The organism is Candidatus Methylomirabilota bacterium (assembly GCA_003104975.1).
Classification (GTDB): Bacteria; Methylomirabilota; Methylomirabilia; order Methylomirabilales; family Methylomirabilaceae; genus Methylomirabilis.
The window spans coordinates 45,753-69,251 of sequence record PQAM01000019.1 but is presented as its reverse complement, the minus strand read 5'-3'; the positions used below and the strand labels follow the sequence as shown (position 1 = coordinate 69,251).

Sequence of the window (23,499 nt, the reverse complement as noted above, 5' to 3'; positions counted from 1 at the left end):
GGACCACTGTTCAGCCGGCCCCTGGCCTGAGGAGCTTGATGCGTCCGGCAGTACGGGCCGAGCGCCCCAGCGCCACGGCCAGGAGTGTAACCTTCCCCCGCGCGTGGGGGGAGAAGAATGCGGTGACATCGTCATCGTAGAAGGTCGTGCCTGTCGCGCCCAACCCTAACGCGTAGGCGCACAGGTACATCTTCCCGCCCACGATCCCCGCCTCAAATTGGGCGGCGCCGTAGCCACGATTGCCGTAGCGATGAAGGAGTCGCTCCAGATCGGTCATAAAAAAGACAACGGCACTCGACTCAATCCCTAACCCCTGCTCAAGACAGAGGTGGCCCGCCTCGCGACGAAATGTCCCCTCCTTCAACAGCTCGACCGCCTGCTCAGCCGGCGAATAGTAGAAGGCCCCGGTCGGCAGATCCTCGACAGAGTTGACAATGAGGTAGATATTCAGCAACGTCGTTTCCGGTCCCCCCAAAAAGTCGGCCGGGATCCCGCGGCTGGACCGCTCAACGATCGTGGAGAGCTGTCGACACGTGATCGGCAGTTGGGCGAACTGCCGTGTCGAACCTCGTCGGAGAATGACCTCACCGAGGGTCCGGGTCGGAAGACACTCGCGTTCAAGAGGGGTCAGCGGAAAATACTTTCCGCCCGACGGCGGTACCGATCTTGAGCTATAGGCCGATCGCCAGCCGCGAACCTCCTCTTGGCTCAGCAACATGGAGGCTGCGCGTATCTGCGTAATCAGCGGATAGTCCGCCTCCCGTTTCGAGAGCGGGACGGTGTCCGGCGCAATCGGCGGAATGTCCGACGACGGCTGCGGCGCAGGCGAACCTGCGCCGATTGGGACCAGGCAGAGACTTGCCTCGCGTTCAGTGTCCAGACCCAGAAGGTGGTCTACGCTGGCGTCGAGAAATCCTGTCACCACCCGCATTGCAAACTGCCCCGAGGCGGCCGTCGCCAGCAGATTGGCCAGAATCGTGCCCGCATCCCAGAAGAAGTGGCGGTACGCCCGTGCCTGATACTTCCAGGCGTTCCGCCAGAAGATCGCGGTCAGTACCAGCGTGACAGGCGCGCCTGAGATCGCTTCCTCACCGGCTGCCACGCGGGCGAGCTCTCCCCGGAAATCGCCTTCCCGCAACCGGCGAAGGGCGAAGTCGCCAGGATTGAAGTGATAGACCCCGGCGGACAGCCCCGGCAGATCGCTGCAGACGGCGTAGATCTCGATCTCATACAGGGCGCCGGTGCAGGAGGCCGCGCGAAAATGCTGCGTCTCGCCACCCGGATAGACCTTCTTCTTGGTCACACCTGCGCAAAAGAACAGGATCTGCGCCAGTCCGGTCAGGTCGAGGGCACCCGTCCCGGTCGACGGAAAGGCTGAAACGGCGTCGAGCGCCTCGGCGGCCGGCGGCGTCACATTGTGCGGAAGGGAAACGACCGGTAGTCCAGGGTAGAGCTTGTATGGACGCGGCTTGTTGGCCCAGTCGAGGGAATGGCCGCCCAAGCGGACACTCCAGTAAGAGTGTTTGGTGGCCGCATGGTAGGTGCGTGCCTCGTCGATGTCACGATTACTGGTCGGGTACAAGGTGTTCGGAACCTCCCCACCCCAACCCTCTCCCCGCCAGAGGGATACCTCGGGGAGAGGGAGTCTTACATTGCACACTGTTGAGATGGAATACGAACGAATCGTCAGCCGCCCAGGTGGAAGCAGACCAGTTTGAGCTCGGTCATCTCCTCGACGGCGTAGTGCGGGCCTTCCTTGCCGAAGCCGCTCTCCTTCAACCCCCCATACGGCATCAGATCGGCGCGCCATTGCGGCCCCCAGTTGATCATCAGGTTGCCCGCCTCGACCTCGCGGGCGAACCGCATCGCCCATTCCAGGTTCTCAGTGAAGATGCCGGCTGCCAGGCCATAGATGCTGTCGTTGGCCAGCGCAATCGCCTCGTCGATCGTATCGAACCGCGTCACCGCGACGGCCGGTCCGAACAGCTCATCACAGAAGATCCGCATCTCAGACTTGACGTCGGCAACAATTGTGGGGGCATAGATCGCGCCCTGACGCGCACCACCCGTTACGACCCGCGCGCCGCTCGTCGCCGCCTCGCGCACCCACTCCTCGACCCGGATGGCGTCCCGCTCGCGGACCATCGGACCCACCCTGGTTCGCGCGTCCAGGGGGTTGCCGGTGATAAGCGCCTCCACCTTGGGTTTCAGCACGTCCAGGAAATCGCCGTAGACCTGCCCGCTGGTCAAGACCCGCTGCGTCGAGATGCACACCTGCCCGGCGTTCGTGTAGCCGGTCGCGGCGACGGCGGTCGCCACCTTATCGAGATCGGCATCGGACATGATGATGACGGGTGCGTTGCTGCCCAGTTCCATCGTGACCTTCTTGATCCCCGCCATCCGGCAGATCCGCTCGCCGATATCGCGGCTCCCCGTAAACGTGATCTTGCGGACCCGCCGATCGCTGCACAACGCGTCGCCGATCTCCCCACCGCGACCGGTAAGACACGCAACCCCCTCGGCCGGCAGACCCGCCTCCAGTAGCACATCCGTCAGCTTCAACGCCGAAAGCGGGGTATCGGTGGCCGGCTTGATGATGACCGCGTTTCCTGCCGCCAGCGCGGGTCCGACCTTATGGCACACCAGGTTGAGCGGGAAGTTAAAGGGGCTGATGGCGACGACGACCCCGCATGGCACGCGCAGGGTAAAGCCGAACTTGCCGGAGCCGCCTGGAGCGCCGTCAAAGGGGATCGTCTCACCGTGCAGGCGCTTGGCCTCCTCACCGGACAAGATGAGAGTCTGCACGGCCCGGCTCACCTCGAAGCGCGACTCCGCCAGGCTCTTGCCCTCTTCGAGGGTAATGGTTCTGGCAAGCTCCTCGCTCCGCGCCTCAATCAGCTCCGCCGCCCTTTTCAGAATTCGATACCGGTCGTAGCCGGGCAGCTTCGCCATCGTCCGCGCGCCACGGACGGCGCTCTCCAGCGCCTTCTCGACGTCCCCGGACTCTGCGCACGGCACCGTATCGACCACCGTCCCATCATACGGGTTCAGGACGTCGATCGTCTTCGCCCTATCGACCCACTCCCCAGCCACATACATCCGCATCGCCGCTCCCCTCCTCCACCCCTCCCGCTTCCGTCGTCACCAATCACGTACACACCCCATGGACTGACTCCCTTCATATTGTATCAGGAGTCGCGTCTTCTGGGCCCGGTAATAACTGAGATCGTCATTCCGGCGTAAGCCGGAATCCAGTCTTTTCAGCGTTGGATTCCCGCATGCGCCCCTGATGCGCCCATGGGGATAACAGTCTGTTGCGAGACCGTCCCGTCACTGGTTCGTCATTGCGGGCGACCAACGGGAGCGCGGCAATCTCACCGTAGTTGCCGCGAACGACTGTGAGATTGCTTCGGCTTCGCCTCGCAATGACGTGGGAGACTTTCTGGGCACTGACAATACGTCGTGCACTTGAAATTCATCGCACATTCTCGCCGTCATTCCGGCGCAAGCCGGAATCCAGTCTTTCGGTGCTGGGTTCCTACTATCGCTTGTCGTTCGCCCTCAGCATGTCGAAGGACAATGACCGCCCAAGGTAAGCCTACCAACCCCCACAGGCCCTTATCGAAATTCCGTTGACCCAAGTGAGAAATGGCAGGAAAATCCCGCATATCAAGAAGATTCTTGGGCTGGCGCTATACAGACCAGCATAATCGTAGTTCGGCGGATCAATGAATGGGGGAGAATCGTGACTGAGGAGCAGGTACCAGAAGTTATTGCCAAGGCGGGTGAGAAGTACACAGAACTCACCCTTCTGCGAGCCGCGGTGCAGGCCACTCCATACGTCGGCGGTCCGTTGGACACGCTCCTCGCAGGTGGAGTCGCACGCATTCAACGTCAGCGCATCGAGGATTTCTTGGGCGGGCTTGAGGAGAGGTTGAAGGCGGTCGAGAGTACGTTAGCGAACCTCGAGGACGAGGCTTTCTCCGACCTGATGCTTACGACTCTGGACAGGGTTGCGCGCAGTCGCTCTGCTGATAAGCGTGCGCGGTTTGCGTCAATCATCAGTCGTCAGGTAGTCGAGGGTCTGCCCTGGGATGATGCGGAGAACGCAGTACGCCTTCTGGCGGACTTGGAGGACATACATGTGGAGGTACTCCAAGTTGCCCTTGCCGCTCCACCTCGCGCGTTGGAGGTATTGCCCGCGGTTCAACTCCGGTTCGCACGCTCCGATATCTCGCGCGAGACTGCCCCGCTTTGTTTGACAGAAGCCCTTCCACACTACAGTGAACCGGCTCTTCGGATGGCATGCGCGGAACTTGCAGCAAAGGGTCTGCTGCTTGATGCAGGCGTCGGGGGGTTGAAAAGCGGGGCGATGAACACCTTCGTCGCAACCGATCTAGCGCGTTGGTTCAGTCAGTGGTTGATAGCCCCTGACTCGGCGGGGCGCCGAACAAGCGGATCAACCTGACTCGTTTTGCTCGCAGGTTATCCTTAGGACGTTAGCCATAAGGAGAAGCCATGAAACGTCGCGCCATCATTCTTGCTGCTGCCGCGAGCCTTTTTGGCTCAACGTCTCTTGCCGCACAGGCCGAGGTCCCGATTCCTCGCAGCATGGCAGGTGACAAGGGCAAGTATTTCCTTCTGGAGAAGAAAAAGACCGGCAACATAGTCCGCGCCCTCCACAAGCGCGTCGGAGTTGACAGCGTCGGTTACACCCTCACCGAAACCAACTGCAAAACTATTCTCATGCGTGAGCTTGGCTACAGCGAGGAGTCGCCGTCTGCCATCAAAGAAAATCCAACAAAGTGGTTTGAGTTGGTGCCGGGGTCAAGCAAGAGTGACCTCGCAAACTTTGTTTGCAAGTAGCGGGGTGACCGGCCGGGACAATAGGTAATAAAAAGTCCAGGGACATGGGTTGCACCGTGTGGCCTCTCACTCTCCCACGTTCGTCCTCGATGCGCACGTCTCATTCGTGAAGGCGGTACCGTAGACCGGATCGAGGAAACGAAACCCGGCTCAATAACCGTGGCGGGATCGCCGGAAGTCGTGGCCTGTCGATGGGGTAAGCGGATTGCCGGGATTCGCTGTGCTCATCCCAGCCTACCGTACTGCCAAGCCCTGAAGTTCAAGACCCACGGTTTCGAGCAGGAGTAGCCGGAGACGTGACCACCGAAGAACCTGACAGGAATTCGTGGACAACCCTCCAGGAATCGGCGCTTCTGGAAATGGCGCGGGTAAAGCGTGGTTTGTCGCTGCGCCATCCGGATCGTAGGGGCGCTGCTTGCTGCGCCCGACTCGTGGTCAGGCACGGTTGGGCAGGGCAAGCCCTGCCCCTACATTACTAATGCCATCCCGTCTGTCATCTGATGCATCCATGCCTGCAGCAGGACCAGCATGGCAGCACGTGGGACATCACCCTCAACTCCTATACAAAACCCGGAAGGACGACGAGTTACACTCCCATCTTACACTGTGGTAGCAGAGAAGTTCGCGGTTCCCTAGTCGACAGATTTTTCATCTTGCCACAGACATCCGAAAAGGTATACAGTCTTACTGGTAAGATTTCAGTATAACTGGAGGTCGCAGATGGCTGGAGTCGCAACAACGAGGATGTCGTCCAAAGGGCAAGTGGTCATCCCAGAGGGGATACGAAAACGGCTGAGTTTGAAAGCCGGCGCACAATTTGTCGTGGTCGGAGACAAGGACACGGTTATCCTGAAGGCGATTGCACCGCCGTCCATGGAGCAGTTTGATGACCTCATTGCGGAAGCTCGAAGGCAAGCGCGAACTGCCGGCCTGAAACGATCGGACGTTTTGGCGGCAATACGGAAGGTCCGAGGGCAAAAGTGAGGGTTGTCCTCGACGCGAATGTATTCATCTCCGGCGTGTTTTTCACAGGCCCTCCGTATCAGATCCTCGATGCATGGAGGCATGGCCGCCTTCAACTGATTATTTCGGCGGACATTCTTGACGAATATCAGCGGGTTTCGAAGACATTGGCGAAGGAGTACTCACAAGTAGATCCAGCCCCGATTATGGCATTACTCGCCGTTGAGGCGGAGATGATATCACCTCCCAGGTTACCGGAACAAGTCTGTCATGATCCTGAAGACGACAAGTTTCTGGCTTGCGCCTTGGCTGCGAAAACAGGACTTGTCATCAGCGGAGATATGCATCTCTTAAGGGTGAGTGGATATCGCGGCATTGAAGTCATACGGCCCCGGGAGTTTGTGAATCGTTACCTTTGAGAAGGCGCTGTTGGGGCGTACAATATCCGACGTTAGGAAATGATAGGCGTTCGTTGCCCCATGCGGCGCCGCCAATCAGGCCATCGAAACCGAACCGTCGTAAGTGGCGCGCGGCCCATCGAGAGCGTTGGTCAGGCTGACGTTCAGTCATATCTATCCCCCAGCCATCCACTCCTCTCCTCTATCGAGTCGAAAACCAACTTGATGCCAGGTCGAGTCATCCAGATGCACCTTGATGGTTGACCTGTTTATGGACTATATTTAGTCATCATCGAGAAAGGAGGTGTCCCATGAAACTGTCCGGACGGATCAAGCCCATCAGTTACCTGAAAGCCCATGCCGCCGAAATTGTGAGGAATCTGAGCGAGCAGCGGGAACCACTGGTCATTACACAGAACGGCGAAGCCAAGGTCGTCATACAGGGCATCGACAGCTACGAGCAGACCCAGGAAACGCTGGCGCTCCTGAAGATCCTGGCGCTCGGAACCCGCCAGATCGAGGAGGGCAAGGTCCAGCCCGCTGAGGATGCGATCAAGCGCCTGCGCGAGCAACGTAGGGCTTGCTGATGCGGTTTACGGTTTTTCTGACCCATGACGGCAGCCCGTGATCTCGACGAGATTTGTGACTACATCGCTTCATACGACGCGCCTCAAAAAGCGGATTATGTGTTGGAACACATTGAGAAAGCCTTCTCCAGGCTGTCCGAATCTCCCGAGCGGGGCGCCTATCCGAAAGAACTTTTGTCGCTGGGCATTCGGGAATACCGCGAGGTTTTCTTCAAACCCTACCGCATCATTTACCGAATCATGGGCAAGAACGTCTACGTTCTACTGATTGTTGACGGCCGTCGTGACATGCAGTCTTTACTGCAGCGACGATTGCTCAATCAGTTGTAGCGATTGGTGAGGGAGAACGGGTGGATCGGTCGAGATCGGCGGGGACAGACCTACCCGCCCCGGGTATGATTTCGAGGTGGGGGTCGTGTCTGAGCGCCTCGACCAAGACCGATACGTCTCGATTCCGAAGCTCGTGCCGCTCTTCGGCGCCGCGATCGCTTCGCTTGGTCCATCCGCCGACGATCATCGAGATCAGCTCCGCCTTCGACGCCCCGGCCCGCAGCGACGTCCGCAGCTCGATCCTGAGCTTGGAACGGTTGCATATTTTGGGCGTCATTCCGGCCAAGCCCGCATAGCGGGCGTGAGCCGGAATCCAGGGAATAGCGCGAGTTCTGCCTTCCCACTCCCCGTTTACAGCCTACGGGAATAAGCTTCGCGGGAATAACAAATACGCCGTCGGTGCGCCCATGGGCATGAAAGTGGGTTGCAAGACCGTCCTGCCACTGGCTCGTCATTGCGAGCGACCAACGGGAGCGCAGCAATCTCACCGTCGTTGTCCTGAAGGACTGCGAGATTGCTTCGGCTTCGCCTCGCAATGACACGGGAGGCTTTCTGGGCAATGACAATACGTCGTATGTTTGAAATTCATTGCATATTCCTGGACGTCATTCCGGCCAAGCCCGCACAGCGCGCGCGAGCCGGAATCCAGTCTTTTCTTTGGGCGCTGGAGCCGTTCATCCTGACCCTGTCGAAGGAGAACGACAGCTCAGGGCAGGCTTGTCGAACCCATGAGTCAACCGTCGGGGCGACTTTCACCCCTATAAACGATGCTTGAATTTCTTGACAAGTTCTAGTAAAAACAGCACAATCCTGCCTAGCGTGGGGATTCATGGGCGACTGCTATACACATCAGCATAATCATAGTTTGGCGCCAATAGACCCCAGCATCACGTGAAGATATGCGCATGAAGCAAGAATCCATTCATCTCTCAACAACAAAGAGGAAATCCATGTTCGTCCGACACCTACTTATCGCTGTCCCAGTTATCGCCTTGCTTGGCGCGTGTGCCACCGTCAAAGAAACATATTCACCTGATGGCCGCAAAGCATACACACTGAATTGCAGCGGCACAGCTCGCGGTTGGGACAAGTGCTACGCGGCGGCTGGTGAAATTTGTAAAGAATCTGGCTATGACATTCTCTACCGCAGCAGCGAAGACATGTCTTTCGCTGCCGTCGGCGGCAGCGTCGGCAGTAGCGGAGGTGGCTTCGGTGGTTCATCTACAAAAACAAACGAGCGTTCGATGCTCATTGCTTGTAAACGCCAGTGAGTAACGCCCAACCCGTCATTTCACCGGACCTATGCGAAAAGCTGCGCAGGCCGGTGAATTCAAACGTTCGACAGCGGATCAAGTGTCGAGAAGAGGAGAGACAATGAGCACCCAGTGGCTAGCGCTCCTCGGACGGTTCGAAGAAGAACCGGATGCCATTGTTTTCAAAGGCGGCACCACAACCTTGCAAGACGGCCAACCCGGATTCGAAGTAGCCAATTTCGTATCTGACCAGTACTTCGGAGGCGGCCGAATCCGTGCAGACATTCGATTCCGAGGACGACACGAGCGTTCCGCCGCTGGTTTGATTCTGTTTTACCAGCCACAGTCCGCCAGCTTCGTACAGGCTCAACTCGGAGGGTTTGCGTTATGCTCTGTTCAAACGTGGGCGGGGCAAAGGTGGAATACCCACGGTGCCGCTGGACCACCGAATCAGCTTCAGCCGGATGTCACGTACGCATTTGAAGCACTCGTCACAGGATCTCGGGTTATGGTGTTCCTGAATGGCGTACAAGCCCTCGAGGTCAACCTACCCTTTTCGCTTCCACGGGGGCAGGCAGGCCTGTGGGCTCTGGGTCCTACCGACATCGCGTTTTCCGGGTTCTCAGTCATTGCCGAAACGCCAAAGCTGTTTGTGATCATGCAGTTGTCGCCGCCGTTCGACGACTTGTTCGAAGATGTCATTACCCCAGTAGGCAAGAAGGCGGGCTTTGAGGTAATTCGCGCTGACCAGATTGCTGGTCCGGGTGTAATCATTGCCGATATCGAACGTCAAATCATTGAGGCGAAAGCCGTCGTCGCCGAAATCACTCCAGCAAATCCAAACGTGTTTTGGGAGGTGGGGTACGCGCATGCGATCCGAAAGCCTACCGTTCTTATCGCACAAAGTGACACGAAATTACCTTTCGACGTATCTCCGTTCAGAATTCTGCTCTACGACAACACGATCGGCGGGAAAGCCAAGATCGAGGAAGGTCTAAGGAAACATCTTGCTGTGATCCAGACGCAATGGGCGGTTGGCTGACACGGTTTGCAGCCGTCGGCACGTGGTACGACTGTTCACCGCCGCGGCCGAAACCTGTCTATTGGCGGAATTCCTCACAGGAACCATATCCCCTTCGGCTTTGCAGTAAGTTGCCTGAACATGGAGTCGGTGGAGATGCCCGCATGATCCCTCTGAGTCCGATCGATATCTTGCGGTTGGAAACTGAGGCTGATGGCGTGGTGTGCCGTAGCAGCCGGCAGAGCTTGATCCCTGACCAGCCTTGCGGTACCATTCAGGTAACCTGATCTCTTTTCGGTATGGGAATCGGAGGAAATGACAATGCCAGTTGGCACTGCAAAGCAGCGCATCCTCGAAGCGATTGAAAAACTACCCCCTGATGCCACGGTGGAAGACGCCATCGAACGACTGGTATTCCTCGCCAAAATAGAGCGCGGAATCGCGGAACTCGACGCCGGAAAAGGGGTTTCGCACGCCGAAGCGAAACAGCAGCTTCTCAAGTGACCCCGGTCATCTGGGCGCCTCAGGCCATCGAGGATGTTAAGGCAATTCGATCCTATGTGGCGCGCGACTCCGCCCACTATGCTGATCTGCTGGTTGAACGGATCGTAGCAGCAGTAAGCCGGCTCGAAACATTTCCTCGTTCCGGGCGGGTTGTTCCTGAAGTGGGAGACGAATCGCTGCGAGAAGTCGTGTACGAGAACTATCGAATCGTGTATCGCCTGCAGCCCGGCACCATCGAGATCATCACGGTTTTTCATGGAGCCCGGCTACTTCGACTGTGAGGTCCCTGGCTGCCACCACTAAACCGTGGAGGTGCAATCGTGACCGTCTATACGTTTTCCGAGGCCCGTCAAAAGTTTGCATCGCTGCTCGAGCGCGCGCGACGCGAGGGAGCCGTTCGCGTGAAGCGGCGGGACGGCCAAGTCTTCGTGATTCAACCTGACCGACCGCTGCGCTCGCCCCTCGACGTTCCCGGAATCGATGCCGAGATCCCCACCGAGGAGATCGTGGGCATCGTCCGTGAGATGCGTCAGCGAGTTGGGGGTAAGATCACGAGGCGCCGGGGCGGAACGACGGCGAAACGGGCTGCTGGGTCCAAGCACAAGTGACCTCCACCAGTTCATCCCGTTGTTCGCAAAAAGTAAAGCAGAACAGGCTACGCGTGCAAAGCCTGTCGTTGCGCATAAGCTCAGCAGACCGGATCGAGGAACGACCCACCAAGCTTAGTGACGTTGCCGGTATCGCCGGACGTCGTAGCCTGTCGATGGGGAGGTAAGCGGATTGCCGGGATTCGCTGTCCTCATCCCAGCCTACCGCGCCTTACGGGTGGACCGGTCGAGATCGGCGGAAACAGAACAATGATGGCAAGCGCAGCCAATCGACGAGGAACGGTGTCGAGTACGGGTCATTATGAGTCGGAAGGCCACCAAGCACGAGAGGAAACAGTATGGCCAGTGAAGAGATGAGAAAAGAGTACGATTGTTCCAAGGGTGTTCGGGGTAAGTTTTACAGGCCCGGTTTTAAACTCAGCCTTCCCGTCTACCTTGATTCCGAGGCGATGGCCTTTGTGCAACGCATTGCTCGGAAGAAGAAGACCGATATCTCGACAGTGGTCAACACACTGATTCTCACGGACACGCACCTCGCCGAGGTGATCGAATAGGGGCATAGCTCGGCGAACTTCCTTGCAGCAGCGCGACATCAAACACGCCATTGAGATGATGCGGGCGTTGAACGATGAACACTGCAACGCGGAGATCGTACGCGGCTCATCTAGAATGTCGGCCAGACTGACGTTCAGCCATACCCCTTTCCAGCCATCTGTTCCCCCGCCATCGGATCGAAAATAACGTTGACACCGCGCCAGATGTGACTAGAATTCTAGTCATGACGTCGGCCCATCGTCGATTTGCCATCCATTATGCGCCTCAAGTCAAAATCCAACTCCGGCCGATAGAGCGCAAATTCTACTCGTTGATTCGGCGCACTATCGAGGAACAGTTGCCGTTTGAGCCCGATGTCGAGACTACGAATCGAAAGCCGTTAACTCTTCCAGTGGAGTTCGGGGCCACCTGGGAGCTGCGCTTTGGAGGACAGAACCAGTTTCGAGTCTTCTATGAAATCGATCCGGAGTATTGGCGGGTAGAGATTCTTGCGATCGGCGTCAAACACGGAAACCGGTTAGTGATCGGCACAGAAGAGGTGGAGTTATGAAGGTCGCCCCTATCGCAGAGGTGAAGGCCAAATTTAGTGCGTATTTGAAGGCTTCGGAGGAGAGCCCGGTAGTCGTCACGCGGCATGGAAAGCCGGTGGCGGTGTTGCTGGCCGTTGAGGACGAGGCAGAGTTAGAGCGGTTGATGCTCGCCTACTCGCCCCGCGTACAGGCGCTGCTACGGCGAGCCCGCCAACAGATGCGCAGAAAGGGCGGAATCGGACATAAGGAGTTCTGGCAAGCCGTTGAAGCCGAGACGCAATAACAGGGATTTCCGGATTCTCGTCAGGGGCGTTCGTCGGACTGGCCGGATCCGGCGCGGTAGGAGGATAGCTCGCTAACTCCGCCTACCCGCCGCGGGTGTGCATTTCAAGGTGGGGGTCGTGCCTGAGGGCCTCGACCGGGACCGATACGTCCCGATTCCGGAGTTCGTGCCGCTCTTCGGCGCCGCGATCGCCTCGCCTGGTCCATCCGGCGACGATCATCGACATCAGCTCCGCGTTCGACGCCCCGGCCCGCAGCGGCGTCCGCAGGTCGGTCCCATGTTGCGCGTACAGGCACAAATACCATGTGCCGTCGGCGGTGAGCCGACTCCGGTCGCAGGTGCGGCAGAACGGCGTCGTCGTGGATGCCACGATGCCGAATACCGTCCCATCCGGCAGGACAAACCGATCGGCCGGCGCCCAGCCCGCCTCAACGACCGGCTTGATGTCGCCGTACTCTCCTGCCAGCGTGTCAAGGATCTCCGCCCGGGAGAATACCCTATCCATCGACCAATGGGTCGCGCCGCCGACATCCATGTATTCAATGAAACGGACCTCGGCGCCGATCGACTTGCCGAACTCCAGCAGATCGATCAGCTCGTCTTCATTGAAGCCGCGCATGATCACGCTGTCGATCTTTAACCCTGTGAAGCCGACCTGTTGCGCCGTCCTGATCCCTTTGAGTACCTGTGCATGAGAGTCTTTTCGTGTGAGCGCCGTGAAGCGATCGGGACGAAGGGTGTCCAGACTGACCGTCACCCGATGCAGGCCGGCGTCATAGAGCGCCTGCGCGGCCTCGGCCAATAGCAGTCCGTTTGTTGTAATCGCAAGATCCTCAATTCGCGGATTGCGCGCAATCATACGCACGAGGGCGGCGAGATCCCTACGGACGAGCGGCTCGCCCCCAGTGAGGCGCACCTTGGTGACACCCAGCTCGGTGAAGATATCGACCAGACGACTCGCCTCCTCCAGGGTCAGGATCTCCTTGCGGGGAAGCCAGACATACTCCGCCTCGGGCATGCAGTACTGGCAGCGCAGGTTACACCGATCCGTTACCGAGAGGCGCAAGCTGCGCAGCGGCCTGCTCAATAGGTCAAGAAACATCTGCCAAGCCTTTCAGATCGTTATCTCGGTATCCGAGCTGATCATGCGATCACGGCAGCCGACGCGATCTTGGGTCCCGGCGCTACCGCGGGTACCGAGATCCAAGATCGCCCCTGCCGCGTCGTACGACCGATCTTGCAGATTAGTGCTTCGGGGGGTACTTCTGGTAATAGAGGTTCGCGACGCTCCCCTCCTCCTCCCTCTGGGCTTCCCACACCGCCCGCTGGACCGCCACCGGCAGGGTATGACCCTCCTTGCACGCATCGGCGTTCATCTGGATGAAGTCCTTCCACTGCTCCGGTACCTGGCTGGCTTCAAAGATGGCCGCCACCGGGCACTCCGGCTCGCAGGCGGCGCAATCGATGCACTCCTCCGGGTGAATAAACAGCAGTTCCTCGCCCTCGTAGAAACACTCGACCGGACAGACATCTACGCAGGCATGGTCTTTGGTGCCGATACATGGCTCGGCGACAACGTACGCCATTCTTCCTCTCCTCGCTTTCTAGGTTGTTGTGGTTGACCGACGTTCTGACAACAGGCGCGAACCTCCTCACTACCTACTACAGGAAGCCAAGCTGAAGTTTGGCGGCCTCAGACAGCTTGGACGGATCCCATGGGGGGTCCCAAACGACCTTCACCTCGGCATCCGTCACGCCGGGTACGCACCGCACCTTCATCTCGACTTCAGCCGGCAGTTGCGCCGCAGCCGGGCAATGAGGCGACGTAAGGGTCATCGTCACCCTGGCCAGTCCGGATGGGTCCACCGTCACACCGTAGATCAGCCCCATATCATAGATGTTGACAGGGATCTCGGGATCATAACAGGTACGCAGGACCTCAATGACCTCCGCCTCGATCTCACTCGTATCCATAGATAATCAGCTCTTAGCGATCAGTTATTGACTCAACTCGGAATTCCAAGCACTGAAGGCTTACACTATCCTCGTAGACCCTCATCCGAACTGTGCGACTCCGTCACTCCGTAGAGGAGGCCTGCGCTTTCCCTTCCAGTGCGGCATGCAGCGTATGCCACGGCAGCGTCGCACACTTGACTCGAACCGGAAACTCCCGTACACCTGCAAAGGCCGCCAGCTTCCCCATGGTGCGGCCGCCCTCGCCCCCCGCCGCCGGCAGATCAGACGGCGTCCCCGGATCGGCTGTGACCAGTTTATGAAACGTTTCGAACAGCCGCTCGACCTCTGTCGTCGTCTTCCCTTTCACCGCCGTCGTCATCATCGATGCAGAGGCCTTCGAAATGGCGCATCCCGATCCCTGAAAGGCGACCTCTCGAATCACCTGATCCTCCACCAGCAGGTACACGGTGATCTGATCACCGCACAGCGGATTGTATCCTTCCGCCGTACGGTTCGCGCCGTCCAGTTTCCGGAAATTCTGCGGCCGCTTATTATGGTCGAGAATGACCTCCTGGTACAATTCACGCAGGTCCGACATCAGCCGAACAGCTCGCCGACCCTGGAGATTGCCTTTACCAGCGCATCGATCTCATCCCGCGTATTGTAGAACGCGACCGACGCCCTGGCGGTAGCCGGTATGCCGAACCGTTGCAATACCGGCTGGGCACAGTGATGCCCGGTCCGGATCGCAATCCCCTCCTGATCCAGGATCGTGCCGATGTCGTGCGCATGGATCCCGTCGAGTACGAAGGACAGGATACCGGCCTTTTCTTTTGCGGTTCCGATGATGCGCAGACCGGGAATGATGGAAACGACGTCCATCGCATACCTGAGCAGTTCGCTCTCGTAGGCCGCAATCCGGTCCAGTCCGATACGGTCTATATAATCGATCGCCGCGCCCAGTCCGATGGCCCCGGCGATATGGGGCGTTCCGGCCTCAAACTTTAACGGCGCCTCATTGTAGATCGTCTTCTCGAACGTCACCGACAGGATCATGTCGCCCCCGCCCTGGTATGGCGGCATCGCCTCGAGGTGACGGGCCTTTCCGAATACAACGCCGATCCCGGTGGGACCGAACAGTTTGTGGCCGGAACAGACATAAAAGTCGCAGTCCATTGCCTGCACATCCACCGGCAGATGGGGCGCGGCCTGAGCGCCGTCGACAAGCACCGGAACACCCCGCTCGTGCGCCATCTCAATAATCTGCCCGACCGGATTGATCGTACCCAGGGCATTTGAGACGTGCGTGATCGAGACCAGCCGCGTCCTGGGACCCAGCAACCGCTCGTATTCATCGAACCGCAATTCCCCGTCATCGTTGATCGGCACCACCCGCAGGCGCGCACCCGTCCGCTGACAGACGATCTGCCACGGCACGATATTCGAGTGGTGCTCCATCTCGGAAATGAGGATCTCGTCTCCAGCCGTAAGTCGCGGTCCGGCAAAGCTGTGGGCAACCAGGTTGATCCCCTCGGTGGCCCCACGCACAAAGACGATCTCACGGACGTCCCCCACATTGAAAAATCGCGCTACCTTGGCTCTGGCGCCCTCAAAGGCCTCGGTCGCCCGCTCGCTCAAAAGGTGGATCCCCCGGTGGACATTGGAGTTGCCCGTCAGGTAATACTGCTGCATCGTCTCGACGACACTCGTCGGTTTGTGACTCGTCGCCGCGTTGTCGAGGTAGACCAGCGGCTTGCCGTGAACCCGCTGCTGCAGAACCGGAAAATCCTCACGGATGCGCGTCACGTCGAATGTCGTCCCTGTCTCCGGCAGCGTCGTCGACGCGACCGCCCCTGTAACCCCGCTCATGATCTCCCCTCACGCATCGAGCCGTTCCCGAGCCGCGCAAGCAGAAGCGCCTCAAGCCTGGATCGAACCAGGCCGACCTTTATCCGACCGAGCAGTTCGCTCGCAAACGCATAGGTCAGCAGACTCCGGGCAGCCGGCGGATCGATGCCGCGCGATCGCAGATAAAACATCGCATCCTGGTCATGCTGGCCGATGGTCGTCCCGTGGGTGCATTTCACGTCGTTGTTGAAGATCTCCAACTGCGGCTTACTGTCAATGACGGCCTCCTCGGACAGCAGAAGGTTCTTGTTGACCTGTCTGGCGTCGGTATCGTGGGCGGCCGGATGCACGACGATCTTACCGTTAAAGACTCCCCTCGACCGCCCGTCCAGGATTCCCTTGTAGAGCTGACGGCTGCTGCTATGCGGCCGGGTATGATCGATCCGCGTGTGATGATCCACGTGCTGTCGACCCGTCACCATGTAGAGACCGTTCAGATCGCACTCCGCGCCATCCCCTTCAAGCGCTACGTCCAGATTATTTCGGACAAGGGCGCCGCCGAGGTCGATCGCATGGGACGAGAACGTACTGCTGCGCCCGAGCTGCGCATGCACCGTGCCCACGCAGAAGGCCTCCTCGCTTTCGCGCTGAACCTTGTAATAGTCGATCGCCGCGTGCTCGCCGCCGATGATCTCGGTCACAGCATTGGTGCAGTAGACCTCGTCTTCCAGGCCAATATGACTCTCGACAACCCGAGCCTGGCTCTGCGCCCCCATCACAATCAGGTTCCGCGGATACGACACGGCGGCGGAACGGCTCGCCTCACCGGTCGACGTCGACGAGATAAACAGTGCGTGGATGGGCGCCTCGATGATCGTACCCTCCGGTACGGCGACGAATGCCCCATCCTCCATAAAGGCCGTATTGAGCGCGACAAATGCCTGATCGCGATAGGCAGCGTATCGAGCCAGGTACGGCTCCACCCGGGCCGGGTCGCGGGCGAGCACACTCGCCAGGCTGCTCACCATGACACCTTGGGGAAGCGTCCCCACGAATGATCGATCCGGCGCGTAATGGCCGTCTACAAAGACAAGTTGGGCGCACGCCGCCTCTCGGAGCGTAAAGGACTCCAGCCGTTCAACGGCCGGCATCCTGCAGATCCCCTCCTGGCGTAGAAATGGGATCTTCGCGATCGGCGAGACATCGGTATACTTCCACTCCTCGATCCGGGTCGTGGGGAACCCCAGTTCGACAAATCGGTTGAACGCCGCTCCCTGTATCCGGCGAATCCATTCGGGCCGACTGTTCGTACCGTTCCGCTCGAACCGTTCAAAGTCCCGCTGATAACGCTCCAACTCTTCCGCAACCTGAAGCATCAACTGCCGCTCTCTCCTGGACGCCTACACGAGGGGCTGCGAGGCCGGTTCGGGCTCCGCCTTGATCCAGTCGTACCCTTTCGCCTCGAGCTCGTGCGCCAGCTCCTGTCCCCCGGACTTGACGATCCGCCCTTCAAAGAGCACGTGGACAACGTCCGGCGCCACGTAGTTCAACAGCCGTTGATAATGGGTAATCAGGATCATGGCGCGCTCCGGGCTTCTGAGCGCATCGATCCCGTGCGCCACAATCCTCAAGGCATCGATGTCCAGGCCGGAGTCGGTCTCATCCAGGATCGCCAACTTGGGATCGAGGACGGCCATCTGGAAGATCTCGTTCCGTTTCTTCTCCCCGCCCGAGAACCCTTCGTTCAGCGCACGATTAAGGAGGCTCTGGTCCAACTCGACCAGCCGCATCTTTTCCTTGATCAGGTTGAGGAAGTCGATGGCATCCAGCTCGTCGAGGCCCCGATGTTTTCGAATAGCATTCACGGCTGCCTTCAGGAAGTAACTGGTGCTAACCCCTGGGATCTCGACCGGGTACTGAAAGGAGAGAAAGACCCCCTCACGCGCCCGCTCCTCCGGCGGCATCGGGAGCAGGTCGTTCCCCTCGTAGATCACCTCACCGGCTGTGACCTCATAACCGTCCCGACCGGCCAGCACGTGGGCCAATGTGCTCTTGCCCGACCCATTGGGGCCCATAACGGCATGGACCTCGCCATGATTGACGACGAGATCTACCCCTCGCAGGATCGCCGTCCCCCCAACCTTCACGTGCAGATTCTTAATTGTGAGCATTCGCCATCACTTTTGTCATTGCGAGCGACCGAAGGGAGCGCGGCAATCCCACCGTTCTTCTACTCATCACAGACGGTGAGATTGCTTCGTCCCCTTCGCTTCGCGCTGGGTCCTCGCAATGACCAATTAGACCGTTACCCGACGCTCCCCTCGAGGCTGACACCGAGCAGCTTCTGAGCCTCGACAGCAAATTCCATCGGGAGTTCGCGCAATACCGTCTTACAGAAGCCGTTGACGATCAGATTGACGGCATCCTCGGCCGAGATCCCACGCTGCTTGCAGTAAAAGAGCTGATCCTCGCCGATCTTTGAGGTTGAGGCCTCGTGCTCGAGCTGCGACGAGCTGTTGTGCACCTCGAGGTACGGGAAGGTATGGGCGCCGCACTTGTCGCCCAACAGCAACGAGTCGCACTGCGAGTAGTTCCTGGCGCCCGTCGCCCCCTTCATGATCTTGACCAGTCCGCGGTAGCTGTTCTGACCATGCCCGGCGGAGATCCCCTTCGAGATGATGGTGCTTCTGGTACGCTTGCCGAGATGGATCATCTTGGTCCCCGTATCCGCCTGCTGATAGTGGTTGGTCAGCGCCACCGAGTAAAACTCTCCGATCGAGTCGTCGCCCTGCAGGAGGCAGCTCGGGTACTTCCAGGTAATGGCCGAGCCGGTCTCGACCTGCGTCCAGGAGATCTTGGAACGCCGGCCCAGACACTTGCCCCGCTTGGTGACAAAATTGTAGATGCCGCCCTTCCCTTCCTTATCGCCCGGATACCAGTTCTGGACCGTCGAGTACTTGATCTGGGCGTCATCGTGGGCGATCAGCTCTACCACCGCCGCATGCAACTGGTTCTCATCCCGCATCGGGGCGGTGCACCCTTCCAGATAGCTGACGCACGCACCCTCATCCGCAATAATCAGGGTCCGTTCAAACTGGCCCGTTTCGGCGGCGTTGATACGGAAGTAGGTCGACAGCTCCATCGGACAGCGGACGCCCTTCGGGATATAGCAGAACGAGCCGTCGCTGAAGACGGCAGAGTTCAATGAGGCAAAGAAGTTGTCGGTATACGGTACGACCGACCCAAGATACCGTTGGACCAGGTCCGGATGATTCCGCACGGCCTCGGAGAAAGAGCCGAAAATAATCCCCAGTTCCGCCAGCTTCTCCTTGAACGTTGTGGCGACCGAGACACTGTCAAAGACCGCATCCACGGCAACACCGGCAAGCTGCTTCTGCTCGGTCAGCGGTATACCAAGCTTCTCGAACGTCTCCAGCAGTTTCGGATCGACCTCGTCAAGATTCTTGGGCCGATCGGACTGCCGCTTGGGCGCCGCGTAGTACCGAATAGCCTGATAATCAATGGGCGGATATTTCACGTTGGCCCACTTCGGCTCCGCCTCGGACCGTTCCAACCGCGCCCAATGTCGGTAGGCCTTCAGACGCCATTGCAGCATCCAGTCGGGTTCACCCTTTTTGGCAGAGATGAGACGGATAATCTCCTCATTCAGGCCGTAAGGAACCGCCTCCTCCTCGATCTCCGTTACAAACCCGTACTTATACTCCTGACTGGCCAGCGCCTCAATGGCCTTCGATTGACGACTCATCACCTCACCGATTCCTGACCTGTTCAACCCTCATACCAACGGTCGATTCGCTACCTTCGGGATATGCGACCAGCAGATACCTCTCGTCTGCGACCTGATATTGTAACGCCATCAGCCCCGTTTTGCCAGACCTTTTGCGCGCGCGCTACGCTACCGCATCACCATGACGGGCGCGGTCCGGAGCGTCCCCGCAGCCGCATTGGCGATGCTGATCCTGGCGGCCAATGCGCCCGCGACCTCGTGAAAGGCGCCTGCAACCGGCGAGTCCGCCGACTCCATGGCGACGGGCCTCCCCTCGTCGCTGCTCCGACGGATATAGGGATCGAGCGGGATCTCACCGAGAAACGGGATATCGGCCTTCTCGCCGGCCGCCTTCGCCCCGCCATGACCGAAGATCTCCTCGCGATGGCCGCACTGCGAGCAGGCATAGTAGCTCATATTTTCGACGATCCCCAAGATCGGCGTCTTCAGCTTATTGAACATCAGGATAGCCTTGGAGGCCACCTCCAACGCCACATCCTGCGGGGTGGAGACAATGACGGCGCCGGTCAAGGGAATCGTTTGGCACAGGCTTAATTGGATGTCGCCCGTCCCAGGCGGCAGATCGATCACCAGGTAGTCCAGTTCCCCCCACTCGACATGGCCCAGGAACTCCTGGACCATCTTGTGCAGCATCGGGCCCCGCCAGACCACCGCCTCGTTCTTCGGCAGGAAGAACGCCATGGACATGATCTTCACGCCATGCATCACCGGTGGGATCATCTTCCCGCTTTCCGTCTGCTCCGGCATCCCCCTTCCGCCCATCAGCTTCGGGATGCACGGGCCATAGACATCCGCATCCATCAGCCCCACCCTGGCGCCCGCCCGCATCAGGGCGACGGCCAGGTTTGCCGCCACTGTCGATTTGCCGACCCCCCCTTTGCCGCTGGCGACCGCCACGGTGTTGAGCACCCCAGGCAGGTAGGACGGCTGAGGCTCACGCGAGGTCGTTACGCGGGAGGTCATCGTGACCTCGACCTGCTCTACACCGGGAAGGGCGGCGACGACCCTTCTCGCACCCTCTTCCATCTGTTTTCTGACCGGGCAGGCGGGGGTGGTCAGCTCGATCGCGAATATGACCTTACCGCCGTCGATCCGAACATCCCGCACGAAACCGAGCGACACGATATCGCGGTGGAGATCCGGATCCTGAATCGTGGCGAGCGCCTCAAGTACCTCGTGTTTCGTTACCATTGTTCTACTGCTTGCCTCCGTTACCTGGCGTGTACGGACCTTTCGTTCGACAGCGCGATCAGGCGGCCATATCGGCCTCCGCATCCCGCTGGATCCGGTCGAGCCAGCGTTCCGTGTGATCCCAATCCGATCCCCCTGCACTCACCAGTCGATCGATATCGATCGGCGAGACGAACTCTCGAACGGTGAAGCCGCAGCGTGAACAGCGCTTATAATAGAAGTTATGATCTCCGTCTGTCTGTACCGCCCCGATCCGATTCATACGGGCCTGACAACATCGGCTCGGGCCGGGAGGCGAGACGATCTTATACGGATAGCTGTTCCTCGCCTTTTTTTCCGCCGAGTATTCGATGATGCTGACCGTCTGACCCCCATGGGCTGCTTCTGCCTGGAGCTCACCTTGCGGATCAACGCCGGCCTTGTTCCGCCTCCAATGACCATACAGATTCGCATGACGGTATGAACTGTTCATTTTGCCGCTCCGGTTGTGTGTGGGCACCCTGAAAGACAGGGCCCATCGACCATTCCCATCACTCTACTCACGTTGAATCGGATACGAGTCCGGTCCGTTCGGTCTGCGCCAACCCGGCCAGGGCCTCCTCCATGGCGCCGGCAGACCCGGAGGGGAGCATGACATACGAGACGCCCTTCTGGGAGACGGCCCGCGCGTCCATCTGCGGCCTGGTCGACACCGCCACAATCGGCAGTCTGGGCGCCAGCTCTTTGATCGCCGCAAGCATCAAGAGGCAGTCAAGCCCAGACGTCTCCAGATCCAAAATCAGGAGATCGGCATCGACCACCTCGGCTGTCGCGAGCGCCTGCAGGCCGCACTCACAGATGGTCAGCCTGAACCCCTGACCATCGAACACCCGAGAGGCGGCCTTCACCAGCTCCGATCGGTTTGAACAGATAATAATGTGTATATCCATGAATCGGCCTCTGCTTCGCCTTTCTCAGAAGAAAAAGCAAATCACGTGCCAGCCATCGCCGGTGAAGCGCCGGTAAGCGCTCTCTATAACTAAATATAAATACAGGGTCAGACGATGTCGAGGGAAGGTCTACTCGGCGAGCAGTCTACGAGGGGATAGGCATTTCTCCTATGGGGTCGGAGTTTCTCCGACGGCTCTCGTGGATCCGTCCAGGATCATGGGACAGCCGGTCCGTTCGTATCATCCGATTTCGCATGATTGCTCTTGAAGAATCGGGTAAAACGTACGATGCTTAGGCAGTGGAATGGTTGAATCTAGGGGTAACGCGTGTCGAGGACAGGACAGGAGGTCGCCGTGGCAGACGAAGAGCCGATTGTCGGACGCACAAAACATGGGGAGCTGACCCTCGATCAGATTGCCGAACTGCAGCCCGGACTGGGTCAGTTGATGCCACTGATGAGCGAACGCTACTGGATCTGCTATTACGCCGCCAAGGGCGGCAACTGGGCGCTGGCCGCGTATCAGCTCAACGGCCTGCGCAGCCTGTTCAAGAAGGCCAATACGACGCGACCGAAGTACAAGACGATGCTTGACAGCTATGTCAGGGCGATCTTCGACCCGCTGGCGCTTCACATCCAGGCCAAGGACTTCGCCGGATTCGAGCGGTGTTATATGCACGGTATCGAACTCGCCAATAAGATGCACGGGTCTACGAATCATCCCGAGATCATCTGGAAGCTTCCGCCCACACCTCCGCAGCACCTGGAGTTGGGCCCGTGCGTGTAGTGCCGTGTTCCATGCATTCCCCAACACATTCAACAGGCAACGGCGCTGCAATCCCCCCTGACCCCCCCTTTTTTTGAAAAGGGGGAAACGGAAGTAGAAGGAGCGGAGCCTCATGAAGAGGTTGACAGCCATTGCCATAGCCTTGCTTATCGCCACGCCCCTTGACTCGGTGGCTCAAGAGGCACTATCGGAAACGCTGGCGCTGCGTCAAGGCGACGTGCGGATCCTCAGAATCAGCGATGACGTAGACCCTTCAGCCGTTCAGGGGGTCATCGAAGCCGGCGCTACGCCGACTGCCGTTCCGATATTCAACAGGGGGGGTGCGCTCTACGGCATTATCGCGATAGATCTCTATCAGCAGCCTGGTATCTACCGGATGACCGTCCATGAGACGGCGACTCAACGACTGCTGTCCATCAAGATGTTAGTTGTTGAAAAGGGGGAATTTCAGAAGAGCATCAGCCCACGTTGGAACACCCAGGCCTTCGGTCAAGCGGATCTCGAACGGATCGCCAGAGAAAAACAGGCGATCGTCGAGTCACTGGCCACCTCCGCGCCTCTCCCACTCTGGCAGGATGGGACGACCGATCCGATTGAAAAGACCGATCATACCGGAGTGATTACCACTCCGTTCGGCCAGGTTCGCATGAACCCGGCCCAGGATTGGTACCGGTTTCACCGGGGCACCGATTTCCAGGCGCCTGAGGGCTTCGCGATACGGGCGATTGCAGCCGGAAGGGTCGCGCACCTGGGGCGCGATTACCTGTTGGAAGGGAATATCACAGTCATCGATCACGGTCTCGGGGTCTTTTCTTCCTACCTGCATCAATCAGGGTTCCTCGTAAAGGTTGGGGATCAGGTCAAGAAGGGAGATGTGATCGGACGGGTCGGGAGTACCGGTAACAGCCTCTCACCCCATCTTCATCTTGCGCTCAGGATCGGCTCGGCGCTGGTCGATCCGGTGCAATTCATCGATGCGATGCGCCAGCCGTGATCGCCTGCGCGCAGTCGTGCGACGCTTCGACACAGCACACGGGACGGGAAAAAATGACTGCTTCCGAACCCGCTCTTTGTAAAAAATTC

The 23,499-nt window shown here is 59.0% G+C and carries 28 protein-coding genes and 2 pseudogenes; 16 read left to right on the top strand and 14 right to left on the bottom strand.

The window, feature by feature from the left end:
* Positions 1 to 10: 10 nt before the first annotated feature.
* The gene (locus tag C3F12_14425) at positions 11 to 1,810 is read right to left on the bottom strand and encodes a hypothetical protein (GenBank protein ID PWB42396.1); all 1,800 of its coding nucleotides are present in this window, start codon (positions 1,808 to 1,810) and stop codon (positions 11 to 13) included.
* Positions 1,687 to 3,105 carry an aldehyde dehydrogenase gene (locus C3F12_14420; protein PWB42395.1) on the bottom strand — a complete coding sequence of 473 codons (1,419 nt, stop codon included), beginning with the start codon at positions 3,103 to 3,105 and terminating at the stop codon, positions 1,687 to 1,689. Before C3F12_14420 ends, C3F12_14425 begins: the two co-directional genes overlap by 124 nt.
* 640 nt (positions 3,106 to 3,745) lie before the next feature.
* On the opposite strand from C3F12_14420, the gene C3F12_14415 reads away from it, so the two are divergent.
* The 6 genes and pseudogenes from C3F12_14415 (at position 3,746) to C3F12_14390 (ending at position 7,144) form a co-directional block, all read left to right on the top strand.
* Positions 3,746 to 4,468 (top strand): hypothetical protein, encoded by a 723-nt coding sequence (locus C3F12_14415; GenBank protein PWB42394.1) that lies wholly within the window; start codon positions 3,746 to 3,748, stop codon positions 4,466 to 4,468.
* A gap of 65 nt (positions 4,469 to 4,533) precedes the next feature.
* A complete protein-coding gene (locus tag C3F12_14410; GenBank protein ID PWB42506.1) occupies positions 4,534 to 4,866 on the top strand; it encodes a hypothetical protein in 333 nt (110 codons plus the stop codon).
* Between the two features lie 720 nt (positions 4,867 to 5,586).
* Positions 5,587 to 5,850, top strand: a complete 264-nt coding sequence (locus C3F12_14405; GenBank protein ID PWB42393.1) for an AbrB family transcriptional regulator — start codon at positions 5,587 to 5,589, stop codon at positions 5,848 to 5,850.
* Positions 5,805 to 6,248 carry a putative toxin-antitoxin system toxin component, PIN family gene (locus tag C3F12_14400; GenBank protein ID PWB42392.1) on the top strand — a complete coding sequence of 148 codons (444 nt, stop codon included), beginning with the start codon at positions 5,805 to 5,807 and terminating at the stop codon, positions 6,246 to 6,248. Before C3F12_14405 ends, C3F12_14400 begins: the two co-directional genes overlap by 46 nt.
* Before the next feature lie 290 nt (positions 6,249 to 6,538).
* Entirely contained in the window at positions 6,539 to 6,814 is a 276-nt protein-coding gene (locus C3F12_14395) for an antitoxin, Phd family protein (protein ID PWB42391.1), read from the top strand.
* Positions 6,814 to 7,144: pseudogene (locus tag C3F12_14390) on the top strand (plasmid stabilization protein). The gene C3F12_14395 and the pseudogene C3F12_14390 overlap by 1 nt, the downstream one beginning before the upstream one ends.
* A gap of 67 nt (positions 7,145 to 7,211) precedes the next feature.
* Here the strand turns inward: C3F12_14390 and C3F12_14385 are convergent.
* Positions 7,212 to 7,385: pseudogene (locus C3F12_14385) on the bottom strand (cyclic pyranopterin phosphate synthase MoaA).
* A 294-nt stretch (positions 7,386 to 7,679) separates the two neighbouring features.
* On the opposite strand from C3F12_14385, the gene C3F12_14380 reads away from it, so the two are divergent.
* The 8 genes from C3F12_14380 (at position 7,680) to C3F12_14345 (ending at position 11,898) form a co-directional block, all read left to right on the top strand.
* On the top strand, positions 7,680 to 7,919 hold the full coding sequence (locus C3F12_14380; GenBank protein ID PWB42390.1) for a hypothetical protein: 240 nt from the start codon (positions 7,680 to 7,682) through the stop codon (positions 7,917 to 7,919).
* A 599-nt stretch (positions 7,920 to 8,518) separates the two neighbouring features.
* Complete coding sequence (locus C3F12_14375) at positions 8,519 to 9,439, top strand: hypothetical protein (GenBank protein PWB42389.1); 921 nt, start codon at positions 8,519 to 8,521, stop codon at positions 9,437 to 9,439.
* A gap of 300 nt (positions 9,440 to 9,739) precedes the next feature.
* Entirely contained in the window at positions 9,740 to 9,922 is a 183-nt protein-coding gene (locus C3F12_14370; protein PWB42388.1) for a hypothetical protein, read from the top strand.
* Positions 9,919 to 10,203 carry a type II toxin-antitoxin system RelE/ParE family toxin gene (locus tag C3F12_14365; GenBank protein ID PWB42387.1) on the top strand — a complete coding sequence of 95 codons (285 nt, stop codon included), beginning with the start codon at positions 9,919 to 9,921 and terminating at the stop codon, positions 10,201 to 10,203. The genes C3F12_14370 and C3F12_14365 overlap by 4 nt, the downstream gene beginning before the upstream one ends.
* Before the next feature lie 39 nt (positions 10,204 to 10,242).
* Positions 10,243 to 10,530 carry a prevent-host-death protein gene (locus tag C3F12_14360; GenBank protein ID PWB42386.1) on the top strand — a complete coding sequence of 96 codons (288 nt, stop codon included), beginning with the start codon at positions 10,243 to 10,245 and terminating at the stop codon, positions 10,528 to 10,530.
* 353 nt (positions 10,531 to 10,883) lie between these two features.
* Complete coding sequence (locus tag C3F12_14355) at positions 10,884 to 11,084, top strand: hypothetical protein (protein PWB42505.1); 201 nt, start codon at positions 10,884 to 10,886, stop codon at positions 11,082 to 11,084.
* A 224-nt stretch (positions 11,085 to 11,308) separates the two neighbouring features.
* Positions 11,309 to 11,635 carry an addiction module toxin RelE gene (locus C3F12_14350; GenBank protein PWB42385.1) on the top strand — a complete coding sequence of 109 codons (327 nt, stop codon included), beginning with the start codon at positions 11,309 to 11,311 and terminating at the stop codon, positions 11,633 to 11,635.
* The gene (locus C3F12_14345) at positions 11,632 to 11,898 is read left to right on the top strand and encodes a prevent-host-death protein (GenBank protein ID PWB42384.1); all 267 of its coding nucleotides are present in this window, start codon (positions 11,632 to 11,634) and stop codon (positions 11,896 to 11,898) included. The genes C3F12_14350 and C3F12_14345 overlap by 4 nt, the downstream gene beginning before the upstream one ends.
* An 82-nt stretch (positions 11,899 to 11,980) precedes the next feature.
* Here C3F12_14345 and moaA read toward each other — a convergent pair whose 3' ends face one another.
* The 11 genes from moaA to C3F12_14290 all read right to left on the bottom strand — a co-directional run bounded on the left by moaA (position 11,981) and on the right by C3F12_14290 (position 21,630).
* Positions 11,981 to 13,000 carry a GTP 3',8-cyclase MoaA gene (gene moaA / locus C3F12_14340; GenBank protein ID PWB42383.1) on the bottom strand — a complete coding sequence of 340 codons (1,020 nt, stop codon included), beginning with the start codon at positions 12,998 to 13,000 and terminating at the stop codon, positions 11,981 to 11,983.
* A 142-nt stretch (positions 13,001 to 13,142) separates the two neighbouring features.
* The gene (locus C3F12_14335) at positions 13,143 to 13,484 is read right to left on the bottom strand and encodes a hypothetical protein (GenBank protein ID PWB42382.1); all 342 of its coding nucleotides are present in this window, start codon (positions 13,482 to 13,484) and stop codon (positions 13,143 to 13,145) included.
* Between the two features lie 76 nt (positions 13,485 to 13,560).
* Positions 13,561 to 13,872, bottom strand: a complete 312-nt coding sequence (locus C3F12_14330) for a FeS assembly SUF system protein (protein ID PWB42381.1) — start codon at positions 13,870 to 13,872, stop codon at positions 13,561 to 13,563.
* A 103-nt stretch (positions 13,873 to 13,975) separates the two neighbouring features.
* Entirely contained in the window at positions 13,976 to 14,452 is a 477-nt protein-coding gene (locus tag C3F12_14325; GenBank protein ID PWB42380.1) for an SUF system NifU family Fe-S cluster assembly protein, read from the bottom strand.
* Positions 14,452 to 15,723: a cysteine desulfurase CsdA gene (locus C3F12_14320; protein ID PWB42379.1), complete on the bottom strand. Its 1,272-nt coding sequence runs from the start codon at positions 15,721 to 15,723 to the stop codon at positions 14,452 to 14,454. The genes C3F12_14325 and C3F12_14320 overlap by 1 nt, the downstream gene beginning before the upstream one ends.
* Positions 15,720 to 17,078, bottom strand: a complete 1,359-nt coding sequence (sufD, locus tag C3F12_14315) for a Fe-S cluster assembly protein SufD (GenBank protein ID PWB42378.1) — start codon at positions 17,076 to 17,078, stop codon at positions 15,720 to 15,722. Before sufD ends, C3F12_14320 begins: the two co-directional genes overlap by 4 nt.
* Positions 17,079 to 17,102: 24 nt before the next feature.
* On the bottom strand, positions 17,103 to 17,873 hold the full coding sequence (gene sufC / locus C3F12_14310) for a Fe-S cluster assembly ATPase SufC (protein PWB42377.1): 771 nt from the start codon (positions 17,871 to 17,873) through the stop codon (positions 17,103 to 17,105).
* Between the two features lie 134 nt (positions 17,874 to 18,007).
* Positions 18,008 to 19,468, bottom strand: a complete 1,461-nt coding sequence (locus C3F12_14305; protein PWB42376.1) for a Fe-S cluster assembly protein SufB — start codon at positions 19,466 to 19,468, stop codon at positions 18,008 to 18,010.
* Between the two features lie 150 nt (positions 19,469 to 19,618).
* Positions 19,619 to 20,701 (bottom strand): chromosome partitioning protein, encoded by a 1,083-nt coding sequence (locus tag C3F12_14300; GenBank protein ID PWB42375.1) that lies wholly within the window; start codon positions 20,699 to 20,701, stop codon positions 19,619 to 19,621.
* Between the two features lie 58 nt (positions 20,702 to 20,759).
* The gene (locus C3F12_14295; GenBank protein PWB42374.1) at positions 20,760 to 21,173 is read right to left on the bottom strand and encodes a hypothetical protein; all 414 of its coding nucleotides are present in this window, start codon (positions 21,171 to 21,173) and stop codon (positions 20,760 to 20,762) included.
* Positions 21,174 to 21,240: 67 nt separating this feature from the next.
* Positions 21,241 to 21,630, bottom strand: a complete 390-nt coding sequence (locus tag C3F12_14290) for a hypothetical protein (GenBank protein PWB42373.1) — start codon at positions 21,628 to 21,630, stop codon at positions 21,241 to 21,243.
* 354 nt (positions 21,631 to 21,984) lie between these two features.
* Here C3F12_14290 and C3F12_14285 point away from each other — a divergent pair, with 354 nt between their 5' ends.
* A complete protein-coding gene (locus tag C3F12_14285; GenBank protein PWB42372.1) occupies positions 21,985 to 22,416 on the top strand; it encodes a hypothetical protein in 432 nt (143 codons plus the stop codon).
* Between the two features lie 112 nt (positions 22,417 to 22,528).
* On the top strand, positions 22,529 to 23,410 hold the full coding sequence (locus C3F12_14280) for a hypothetical protein (GenBank protein PWB42371.1): 882 nt from the start codon (positions 22,529 to 22,531) through the stop codon (positions 23,408 to 23,410).
* Positions 23,411 to 23,499: the final 89 nt, after the last annotated feature.